Below are 11,150 nucleotides of genomic sequence, written 5' to 3'. Positions count from 1 at the left end.
TGCGGTACGCGCCGACATCTCGACGCGTGACAGGGCGCACGGCCCCCTCTGCTATGAGCGAAGGACAAGGGGTGCTCGTCGCGGCTCCTACCGCCTGTCAACCCTGCCTGTCCGTGGATCGGTCTTGGACAGGCGGCAACAGGCAACGCCGCCTGGCCAAGCGTTAGCATGAGGGGTCACGGCATTCGTGACTGCCACTGATTCTAGTGAAGGGTGGAACGAGCGTCAATCGCTCTGTGCTGCACCGCTCCTTACAACATCCTTAACGGAAGCTTACAACTAGTGCGAATGGGTCCGCTGACGACCCGTTGCCAGTTAGGAGCCCCGTGCTCTGGGTGCAGGCGCCTAGCGGCGTGCGTCTGGCTTGTCCTGAGGCTGGAAGACGTAGCCGACGCCGCCGACGGAGATGATATAGCGAGGCTTAGCCGGGTCGGGCTCGATCTTGGCCCGCAAGCGGTGTACGTAGACATGCAGCGAGGCACGGGCGCTGGCGTAGCCGGGGCCCCAGCCACAGCGCAGCAGCTCCGCGTGCGATTGCACCCGACCGGCGGCCCGCATCAGACACTCGAGCAGGAGGAACTCCCGCGGCGTGAGGGAGACGGGAACGCCGTAGCGGGTCACCCGCCGACCGCGCAGATCCACACTGATGACGCCATCATCGTAGGTTTCCTGACGGTACATCCGGCTTCGGCGCAGCAGGGCCATGGCTCGGGCCAGGAGCTCGTCGACAGAGAAGGGCTTGGTGAGGTAGTCATCTGCCCCCGCCTGCAGAGCCTGCACCCGGTCCCGAACGTGGGTGAGCCCTGAGACGACCAGAATGGGGGCGTCGCACAGGGAGCGAATGTCGCCGCAGACGTCAATGCCGTGCCGCCCCGGGAGCACCAAATCCAGGATGATCAGGTCGGGCACCGACTCCGATATGCGACGCAACGCAGTCTCGCCGTCGCTGACTTGCTCGACCTGGTACTGCTCGTCAAGGGCGGACGCGAGCAGCTCCGCCATCTCCGGGTCGTCCTCCACCACCAGCAACTTCGCTGGCATCCGCCCCTCCGCCCTCACGGCAACAGCTAGCATGCGGAGGCTGCTGACTGCTACCCGACATGGCACTATCGTACCGGTTTGGGCCCGGCAGCACAAGGCCCTGGACGGGGTCCAGGGCGTCCTGCGGTTCGTCATCTTGCTTGCCGAACGTTTACCCCACCTCGCCCTCAGTGTATCCTGGGGGCCAGGACGGACGCGCTCCATCGGAGCCACATCGGTTCCGGCTATCGCGACATGGGAAAGGGGCCTGCTGCATGGAACACCAGGTGCTGGAGCTGGATCGAGACTGGGCCATGCGTCACTGCGAGGCCGGCCGAGGGGAGGCCGCCCGGTGGCATGAGTCTGGAGTGGAAGGCCCTGAGGCGTACCGGGCCGAGGTGCCGGGCGACGCTCACCTCGACCTGGCCCGGGCAGGGGTCATCCCCGAGCCCCTCTTGGGCCAGAACGTCGCCGACTTGGGCTGGATGGAGGAAAGGGACTGGTGGTACTCCACCTCCTTCACCCCCGAGGCGGACTTCCTGGGGGACCGGATGGAACTGGTCTTCCATGGCCTGGACACCTTCGCCGACGTCTGGCTCAACGGTACCCACCTGGGGCAGACCCGCAACGCCTTCGTTCCCCACTCTTTCGACGTCACCCACCTGGTGCGCGAGGGCGAGAACCTCCTGGTGGTGCGGCTGGACACCGGCCTACGGTGGGCCCGGGAGCAGGAGCGGGAGCGCTACCGCTGGCCCGGGGATGCCACCATGCCCGAGCGCATCTGGCTACGCCGGGCCCAGTTCACCGGCGGGTGGGACTGGGGGCCGCGCTTGCTCACGGTGGGAATCTGGCGGCCGGTGGAGCTTCACTCCTATCGGGGCCTGATCCTGCGCGACGTCTACCTGACGGCGCGGCTGCTGGAAGAGGGGCGGGCGGTGGTCCAGGCGCAGTACGAGATTGAGTCCCTCGCCGATGGCGACCTGCAGTCGATCGTCGAGCTAACGCTGGACGGGGAGAATGGGGCGGGCAAGCGGCTGGAGGTCACCCTCGCCCCGGGACCCAACCTCATCCGTGACCTGCTGGTGCTGGACTGGCCCCGCCTGTGGTGGCCCAACGGCATGGGCGAGCAGTACCTGTACGACGTCCGTTGCGACGTGTGCGTGGGTGGACAGACGCTGGATTCCACCGAGTTCAGCTTCGGCGTGCGGGAGGTTTCCCTGGTGCAGGAGGACCTAGGCGAGGATGAGGGGCAGAGCTTCACCTTTCTGGTGAATGGCGAGCCCGTCTTCTGCAAGGGGGCGAACTGGGTGCCGGCGGATTCGATCCCGGCCCGGGTCACGCCCGAGAAGTACTGGGCCCTGCTGGAGGACGCGGTAGAGGCCAACTTCAACATGCTGCGGGTCTGGGGTGGTGGCATCTACGAGGATGATGCCTGGTGGGATGCCTGCGACAACCTGGGCCTTCTAGTGTGGCAGGACTTCATGTTCGCCTGCTCCGCCATCCCAGATGACAACCCTGGTTTCGCCGCGCAGCTGGAGGAAGAGGCGGGCAAGGTGATCCGACGGCTGCGCAACCGGGCCTCCCTGGCGCTGTGGTGCGGCAACAACGAGAACCAGTGGCTGAGCCAGCGGTCGGCGCCTCATACCACGGGGTTCGGCCGTCCTACCTATCACGAGATGTTGCCCCGCCTCTGCGCCCAGCTGGACCCCACCCGTTTCTACTGGCCCTCGAGTCCGTGGGGCGGGCTGGACGCCAACTCGGAGCGCCTGGGCGACCGTCACGCCTGGGACATCGCCCTTAATGCTGACCTGGAAGTCCGGACGCGGTACAAGGCCTACACCGCCGACCGGGGTAAGTTCATCAGCGAGTATGGCTTCCTGGCCCCGCCGGTGGAAGCTTCTCTGCGCGAGTTTCTGCCCGCGGACGAGGTACGCCTGGGATCACCGTCCTGGCAGCTTCACGAGAACACCTTCGACCGGGGCGTGGTGCGCCACGTCATCCGGCGCTACTTCGGCCGGGATGCGGATGAGCTTCCCCTGGAGAGCTTCCTCCTCCTGGCGCAGGCCTACCAGGCGGAAGCCTATCGCTACACCCTGGGGCATTTCCGGCGGCGAGCGCCCTACTGCTCGGGCTCCCTGTTCTGGATGTACTCCGACTGCTGGGGCGCCACCTCCGGCTGGACCATCGTGGACTACTATCTCAACCGCAAGCCGGCGTACTACGCCGTGCGCCGAGCCTTCGCCCCGGTGGCGATCTCCCTCATAGAGGGAGATAACGGGCTGTCGCTATGGATGGTGAACGACCGGATGGAGTCGGTGCCGGGCGTCCTCGAATACGGGCGGGGCGACCTCAGCAATAGCGACCTGGAGGTGCTGCACAGCGGCAGGCTGACGGTGGAACCGGGGTCGTCCGAGCGGCTGGCGCACCTGGTCATACCGGAGCTGTCGGAGCAGGAGCGTCGGCGGCGGTTCTACTGGGCCCGGTTCACCCCGACGGAGGGCGAGCCCATCCAGGACGTGGCCTTTCTCACCGAGGAGTGGTTCCGCCTGGAATGGGGGAAGGGCGAACTCGCGTGGCAGGTGGAGGCTCTGGATGGGGACGACTTGGAGCCGGGTGAGGAGCGCTTCCGGCTGCTGCTCTCGGCTGAGCATCTGGTGTGGGGGCTCTGGCTAGTGCACGGCGCGGAGGTGTCGGTGAGCGACAACTACCTGACGCTATTGCCCGGCGCACCTTGCGAGATCATGGTTACGGGGCCCCGGGAGTCGGTGGAGGGGATGAGGTCGCTGTCGGTGAGCGGGCTGCTGGGCGGGGAGTAGCCGGCAGCGCCTAAGCTCGATGTGTGGCCAGAGCCGTTGCCCTGACTCGCACCTGAGGGTAATCTGGGGCGTCACAGACCACCACCATTCCGTGAGGAGCGCCCATGCGCATCGACGCTCACGCCCACGTCTGGATCGAGGACGGCCGCCGGAGGGCCACCGACCTGGACCGCCTGCTCGACGCCTGCGACCGGCTCGGGATAGACGAGGCCTGGGTCTCTTGCCCCGTCACCACGGGCATGGGTACGCCCGACGAAGTGCGCCGCCGCAACGACGCCGTGCTTGACGCCGTACGCCAGCACCCAGCCCGTCTACGTGGCTATTGCTTCGTCGTTGCCGGCTACTTCCGCGAGGCCCTGGCCGAGATTGACCGCTGCCTGGACCAGGGCATGATCGGGATCAAGCTCTACCACCAGTACCTCATCAACGATCCGGCAGTGTTCCCGGTGGTGGAGAAGGCCATCGAGGAGCGCATTCCCATCCTCTGCCACGCCGGTCACCCGATGGATGAGAGAGGACGCCGACAGCAGCCCAAGATCTCTGATGGCGTCCACTTCGCCGATCTGGCGGCACGCTATCCCGAGGCCCTTCTAATCATGGCCCACATCGGGGGCGGTGGCGACTACGAGTGGAGCCTGCAAGCCATCGTGGAGCACCCGAACATCTACGCCGACACCAGCGGCAGCGTCATTGACGAGGGCATGGTGGAGTACGCCGCCCGGCTTCTGGGGGTCGAGCGGCTCATCTTCGGCTGCGATGAGACCGAGGAGGGCGGGGTGGGCAAGGTTCTGGCCGCCGACCTGACCGAGGAAGCACGACAAGCCATCTTCTCCGGCAATGCCCGGCGCCTGCTGGGCAGGCGCCGATCACGGTAGGTCTCACTGCAGGAGCGGTCCATGCGAATAGATGTGCACTCTCACGTGCGAGTGAAAGACGGCCGCCTGGACGTGGATCACTGTCGCCGCCTGATTGAGGCCGCCGACCGCCTGGGCATCGAGCAGATGTGGTGTTCCCGGCCCATCGGCCAAGGCATGCCCGAGCCGGAGGCGATCCGGGAGGGCAACGACGCGGTGCTGGAGGCCATGCACCTCTACCCCGACCGCATCCAGGGGCAGTGCTTCGTCGTACCCGGCTGGTACCGGGAGTCGCTCCAGGAGATAGACCGCTGCCTGGACCAGGGCATGATCGGTATCAAGCTGTATAACCAGTACTTCATCAACGACCCCGCCGTCTTCCCGGTGATCGAGAAGGCCATCGAGGAGGGCATACCGGTGCTCGATCACGCCGGGCACCTCATGGACACCGCCACCCGCCGCCAGCAGCCCAAGATCTCCGATGGCGTCCACTTCGCTGACCTGGCCCGGCGCTACCCGGAGGCCATCCTCATAATGGGGCACATCGGCGGGGGCGGGGACTACGAGTGGAGCCTGCAGGCTCTGGCCGACGCTCCTACCGTCTATGCCGATACCAGCGGGAGCGTCATTGACGAAGGGATGATCGAGTACGCCGTGCGCCTGCTGGGCGCGCACCGGCTGTTGTTCGCCTGCGATGGGTCCGAGGAAGCGGGGGTGGGCAAGGTGCTGGGCGCGGAGATCACCGAGGAGCAACGGGAGGCCATCTTCTCCGGCAACGCGCTGGCCATACTGTCCCAGAGGAGAGCAAGATGATCATTGACGCCAATGCCTGGCTGGGGCACTGGCCGTTCCGCCAGCTACGCCACAACGACGTGCCCGGTCTGCTGCGCTTCATGGACGCCAACGGGATAGAGGCGGCGGTGGTGGCGAGCATCCACGGCATCTTCTACAAGAACTGCCACCGGGCCAACGAGGAGCTAGCGGAGCAGGTGGCTGGCCATCGAGACCGCCTCATCCCCTTCGCCACCCTCAACCCCAACTACCCCGGTTGGCAGCGCAACCTGCGCCTCTGCCACGAGGAGCTGGGCATGCGGGGGCTACGGCTGTACCCCGCCTATCACCAGTACGACCTGACCGATAGCGCCAGCCTGGAACTGATCGGGGCGGCCACCGAGCTGGGCTTTCCCATCGCCCTCCCCATGCGAGTGGTGGACGTGCGGCAGCGGCACTGGATGGACACGGAGCGCAACCTCACCGTGCCGGAGATCGAGGCGGTAGTCCAGGCTTGCCCCAGGACGAGCTTCGTCATCCTCAACGGGCTGGGGCTGGAGTCCTCGCTGGCTTTCGAGCCGGACCGGAACGGCAGCCGGCAGGTTATGGCCGACCTGTCGCGCATGACGGCGGTGCTGGCCAACAACCTGGGTGCCATGATCGCCAACTTCGGCCCCGGCAGTGTCGTCTTCGGCACGGGGATGCCCTTCAAGTACCCGCGGCCGGCCCTGCTCAAGCTAGAGATCCTGGAGGCTGACCAGGCCACCAAGGAGGCCATCAGCCACGGCAACATGGAGCGCCTGCTCAGCCTCTAGCGCCGATGGCCGGGCCGGCTCCGGCTCGAACACTGCCAGCGTCACCCGGGGCCGGAAGCGCGGCCGAGAGCTCACGACGCCATGGCACGCCCCAGGTGTCATCCCGGGTGCCGCATGCGCCAGCCCGGCTCGTCTCGAGGCGATGACAGCCGCCCGGTAGGAACGGACCACCGCGTCCGCCCTGGGCAGCACTCGCATGCCGGGGACAGGTGGTTGATGTGGCTATCGGTGGGTCCCCGCGCATCGCCCCCAGGCACCCTCTGTCATCCTGCGGCGCCGCTCCGCCGGCCTCAGGCGCCACCCAGTCACCGTCAGGCCCCGCCCTGTCACCCTGACCGCCGCGAAGCGCCCGGCCGACGTGTCCTGCCGGTGGGTGCCTCCGGCCGCCACCCGTTGGATGTGTTGAGCCGGAGTGGGTGCCCTATACTGGAAGCATGACTGTAGGGCGGAAGTAGGTTATGCGCGAGCCGAGTGGAGAGCAGTTGCGCACCAGGCGGGGGAGTGAGTGGCCCCGGCGGGAGCTGGCGCCTGAGTCCTTGCGCGTGGGCCACCCCCCAACGCCGGGAGAGCCCGGTCCTGCCGAGGCAGGCGAGGAGCGTCGAGGCAGCCTGCTGCAGGAGGTGCTCGAGACCATCCTCCTGGGGGTAGTGCTATTCGTGGCCATGCGGTCGGTGTTGCAGAGCACCAGGGTCATCAGCCGCAGCATGGTTCCCACCCTCCAGGAGGGCCAGTACCTGCTGGTCAACAAGCTGGCCTACCGGATCGGCGACGTCTCCCGGGGGGACATCGCCGTGTTTCGCTCCCCCCAGGATCCGGAGCTGATCCTTATCAAGAGGGTGATAGGCCTGCCGGGGGAGGAGATTCTCATCTCCGAAGGTGGGGTCTTCGTGAACGGTGAGCAGCTGGTCGAGCCTTACCTGGCTCCGGGATCGAGCGCCTCGGTCTGGGGGCCGGTGGTCTTGGGGCCGGACCAGTATCTCATGCTGGGCGACAATCGCAACAACAGCAACGACTCCCGCTTCTTCGGACCCGTCTCTCGCTCTGCCATTATCGGTAAGGCCTGGTTCTCCATCTGGCCCCCGGGCGGGGTGAACGATGGGATTCCCCAGGTGGTATCCCCGACGGCGGCTCCATCTGCCGGCGAAGGTGGGGGTTACGGCTGAGCGAGCTCCGTCGTGAGCCGGACAGGGACTGCCGGAGCGGCTCCCGCCCCCAGTGCGACGCGTGTCGCCTCCTGCCGAGGTGGACAACGGTCGGAAGGTGGCGTAGATTTGCGCCCATGCGGACCAGGTCTGCGGGCTAGGTGGCGTTACGCCTGTGATGGTCACCGCGAGGCCCTGGTCTCCCTCTTGCGTTGTCCTAGTTCCAGCTGCCGACGGTAGATAGCGGCCGGTCGAGCAGGGCGGCTCTCGCCGGAACCCAAGCTGTTGCCAGCTCATGGTTATCACCGTGCCGATCCGGTCATCGATGGGCCAGCACGCTCTGCGAGGTTCCGAACCCCGCAGCTCGCCCTAAGTGGAGCCTAGGTGGACATGATCTGGACTCCTTACGCCCTTCTGCACTTGACTGCGGCTGTGGTGAGTGCGCTGACGGCAAGCCTCGTGTGGCGGCGCCGGCAGGCCCCTGCGGCCCGGGCCATGTTGTATCTCGCCGTCGCTAGCTGCTACTGGTCAGCCACCAATGCACTGGAACTCCTGAGTCCTACTCTCGACGGGAAGACGTTTTGGGTTGGGCTGGAGTACCCGGGCATCGTGAGCGTGTCGGTGCTCTGGTTCCTGTTCGCCATGCGCTACACGGGCCGAGACCTCTGGCTCACCAGGCGCAAGCTCGGCCTGCTGGTGGTGATCCCCGCGGTCACTGTGGTGCTCGTTGCCACCAACAGCCGGCACGGCCTGATGCGCTACGACATCTCGTTGGACACCTCCGGGCCGTTCGCGGTGATCAGCAAGAGCTACGGCCCCTGGTTCTACGTGGCTGCCCTGTACTCGCATACTCTGGCGCTGGTGGGGACCGCCGTGCTGGCCGAGTCGCTCGTGCGCTCTCACTACATATACCGAATGCAGGGCGTCTCGCTCGTGGTGGCGGTACTCCTCCCGCTCGCCGCCAACCTGGCCTACATATTCGGCCATAGCCCCGTGCCTGGTATGGACCTGACCGCATCAGCCTTCGCCATCTCGGGTCTCATAGTGGTTCTCAGTATCCTGCGCTTCCAGACGCTGGACCTGGTGCCGGCGGCTCGAAGCCAGGTGGTGGACGGCATCGGTGACGGGGTGCTGGTACTGGACGAGCAGGGTCGCATAGTGGACCTCAACCCAGCCGGGGCCAGGCTTCTGCGCCTTCCGGCGGCGTCGGTGGTGGGCCGCAGCGGCGCCGACGTGACCGCCCAACAGCCCGCCCTGAGCGAGCGGCTCCGCTGCCTGGCCGAGTCTCGCTCGGAGGTCACCATCAACGCCGCCGATGGCGAAGCGCACTTCGACGTGATGATATCTGCCCTCAGAAGGCACTCGCGCATCTCGGGGTGGGTGGTGGTGCTCAGGGACGTGACCGCGCGTAGGCGCGCCGAGGCCGAGCGGGAAGTGTTAATTGGGGAGCTCCAGGAGGCCCTGAAGCGCATCCGCACCCTGCGAGGGCTCATCCCCATCTGTGCCTCCTGCAAGAAGGTGCGAGACGATCAGGGGTACTGGCAGCAGGTGGAGGAGTACGTTCGTGCTCACTCGGAGGCCAGCTTCACCCACGCCATCTGCCCCGACTGCATGAGACGCCTGTACCCGGAGATGAACGAGAACGAGTAGTGCCCCGCGCGGCCGGCGAGGCGACGGGCACGACTTCAGCCCAAGGCGTTCGGCAGACGCCCCGCCCATGGTGGCCCGGAGCACACCCAGCCGGAGGCGTGGCGTGCCGGCACCCGGCGCAGGGTCTCCACCCGCGACTTGGAGATGCCTCACTTCGTTCGGCATGACACTGCGGGTCTGGCATTGCCGGTGGGGGGCAAGCGATGGCGAAGCCGGAGATGCCTCACTTCGTTCGGCATGACACTGCAGGGGAGGCCGGTGTGACCGCTTTCTCCTGCCACTGTGAGCCCTCCCCCAGTCACCCTGGGCCCCAGGTAAGGGTCTCCACCCGCGACTTGGAGATGCCTCACTACGTTCGGCATGGCACCGCAGGCCTGGTATTGCCGGTGGGGGGCAAGTCATGGCGAAGCTGGAGATGCCTCACTACGTTCGGCATGGCACCGCAGGCCTGGTATTGCCGGTGGGGGGCAAGTCATGGCGAGGCTGGAGATGCCTCACTTCGTTCGGCATGACACTGCAGGCCTGGCATTGCCGGTGGGGGGCAAGTCATGGCGAAGCCGGAGATGCCTCACTTCGTTCGGCATGACACTGCGGGTCTGGTGTTGCCGGTGGGGGACAAGCGATGGCGAAGCTGGAGATGCCTCACTTCGTTCGGCATGACACTGCGGGTCTGGTGTTGCCGGTGGGGGACAAGCGATGGCGAAGCTGGAGATGCCTCACTTCGTTCGGCATGACACTGCGGCGGAGGCCCTCATGACAGGGGCCTCCTGTCGCCCCTCCGGTGTCTGTCTGCGTCATGAGCAGCGTTGGCGGCGAGTCACGACTTGGCCCCTTCTGTCATTCCGAGCGCCAGCCCTGGGGCGGCGGGCCGATTAGCTTGCTCCAGTCGTGTCACGACTTGGCTCCTTCTGTCATTCCGAGCGCCAGCGAGGAATCTCCCAGTCTGCAAGCCGAGACGCTTCACTCCGCTAGCACACCCGTCGCTCAACGTGACCCATGAGGCACGCACACTTCCTGCCATCCCCCCGGGGCTCGGGGCACCCCCGAGGCGCGTCCGACTGGATGGGGGTTGCCCTGGGGTGTATAATGTACCTCAGTTATCGGGTATGGAGGCTACGGCCGGCTCGGTAGCGCCCGCACGGGTCGCCTGTGCCGGCGTTGTGGTGCCTCCGGGTTGGCGGCATCGAGGCCGCGGACGGGCGACAGTGACCTGGCCGCGCGCCCTTCGCTTCCCCGTCTGAGCCCCAGGTGCGATATCCCATAGGGTCTGATCCAGGCCACTGTAAGAGGTGACGATGGGTACCATTCTGCTCGCGTTAGACCCCGATTCCGTCTCTGAGGAACAGCTGGAAGCCGTCAAGGCTCTCGCTCCCGACAAGCGTCTCATCTTGACCCGCGATCGGCGGGAGATCGAGGCGGTTCTGGATGAGGTGGAGATCGCTGCCGGCGGGCTGCCGCGAGAGCTGGTGGCGCTGGCGCCCAACCTGCGCTGGATGCAGCAGTGGGGCGCCGGGGCCGACTGGCTCATGCGCACGCCCGAGGCCAGGCAAAAGGACTTCATCCTGACCAACGCCTCCGGCGTGCACGCCATCCCCATCAGCGAGCACATCCTGGCCTTCATGTTCGCCTTTGCTCGGGGGCTGCATCATTCCATCCGAGCCCAGCAGAGGCACGACTGGAGCCGCTCCAAAGGCGCGGCCGCCTTTGAACTGGCCGGGAGCACCGTGATCCTCATCGGCGTGGGAGCAATCGGCGAACGCACGGCCGAGATGGCTGCGGCGCTGGGGATGAGGGTCCTGGGCGTCAGGCGCGATCCCACCGTCCCGGCCAAGGGGGTGGAGGCCATGTACGGGCCGGGAGAACTGCTGACCCTTCTGCCCCAGGGCGATTTTGTGGTGCTGACCTTGCCTCTCACGCACGAGACGAGGGGCATGATCGGCGAACGCGAGCTGAGGACCATGAAGAACTCGGCCATCATCATCAACACCGGCCGAGGGGGCACTATCCAGCAGGAGGCTCTTATCCGGGCGCTGCGGGAAGGCTGGATCGGTGGAGCAGGCTTGGACGTGACCGACCCCGAGC

8 protein-coding genes are annotated in these 11,150 nt (G+C 66.5%); 7 read left to right on the top strand and 1 reads right to left on the bottom strand.

Annotated elements, in window-relative coordinates; all coding sequences use genetic code 11:
• Positions 1-345: 345 nt before the first annotated feature.
• Positions 346-1,041 carry a response regulator transcription factor gene (locus HPY83_05145; protein NPV07336.1) on the bottom strand — a complete coding sequence of 232 codons (696 nt, stop codon included), beginning with the start codon at positions 1,039-1,041 and terminating at the stop codon, positions 346-348.
• A gap of 254 nt (positions 1,042-1,295) precedes the next feature.
• Here HPY83_05145 and HPY83_05140 point away from each other — a divergent pair, with 254 nt between their 5' ends.
• From HPY83_05140 to HPY83_05110, 7 genes are all read left to right on the top strand, one after another.
• Positions 1,296-3,836 carry a hypothetical protein gene (locus tag HPY83_05140; GenBank protein NPV07335.1) on the top strand — a complete coding sequence of 847 codons (2,541 nt, stop codon included), beginning with the start codon at positions 1,296-1,298 and terminating at the stop codon, positions 3,834-3,836.
• A 104-nt stretch (positions 3,837-3,940) separates the two neighbouring features.
• Positions 3,941-4,711 carry an amidohydrolase gene (locus HPY83_05135; protein NPV07334.1) on the top strand — a complete coding sequence of 257 codons (771 nt, stop codon included), beginning with the start codon at positions 3,941-3,943 and terminating at the stop codon, positions 4,709-4,711.
• Positions 4,712-4,732: 21 nt separating this feature from the next.
• The gene (locus tag HPY83_05130) at positions 4,733-5,503 is read left to right on the top strand and encodes an amidohydrolase family protein (GenBank protein NPV07333.1); all 771 of its coding nucleotides are present in this window, start codon (positions 4,733-4,735) and stop codon (positions 5,501-5,503) included.
• Positions 5,500-6,276 carry an amidohydrolase family protein gene (locus HPY83_05125; protein ID NPV07332.1) on the top strand — a complete coding sequence of 259 codons (777 nt, stop codon included), beginning with the start codon at positions 5,500-5,502 and terminating at the stop codon, positions 6,274-6,276. The genes HPY83_05130 and HPY83_05125 overlap by 4 nt, the downstream gene beginning before the upstream one ends.
• Before the next feature lie 458 nt (positions 6,277-6,734).
• On the top strand, positions 6,735-7,439 hold the full coding sequence (gene lepB / locus HPY83_05120) for a signal peptidase I (protein ID NPV07331.1): 705 nt from the start codon (positions 6,735-6,737) through the stop codon (positions 7,437-7,439).
• A gap of 363 nt (positions 7,440-7,802) precedes the next feature.
• Positions 7,803-9,068 carry a PAS domain-containing protein gene (locus HPY83_05115; GenBank protein NPV07330.1) on the top strand — a complete coding sequence of 422 codons (1,266 nt, stop codon included), beginning with the start codon at positions 7,803-7,805 and terminating at the stop codon, positions 9,066-9,068.
• A gap of 1,295 nt (positions 9,069-10,363) precedes the next feature.
• Positions 10,364-11,150, top strand: a 787-nt coding sequence (locus tag HPY83_05110; protein ID NPV07329.1) for a D-2-hydroxyacid dehydrogenase, incomplete at its 3' end; no start/stop codon positions are given.

Source organism: Anaerolineae bacterium (assembly GCA_013178015.1).
In the GTDB taxonomy this organism is placed as follows: domain Bacteria; phylum Chloroflexota; class Anaerolineae; order DRVO01; family DRVO01; genus Ch71.
This window is presented reverse-complemented; position numbering and strand designations above follow the sequence as displayed.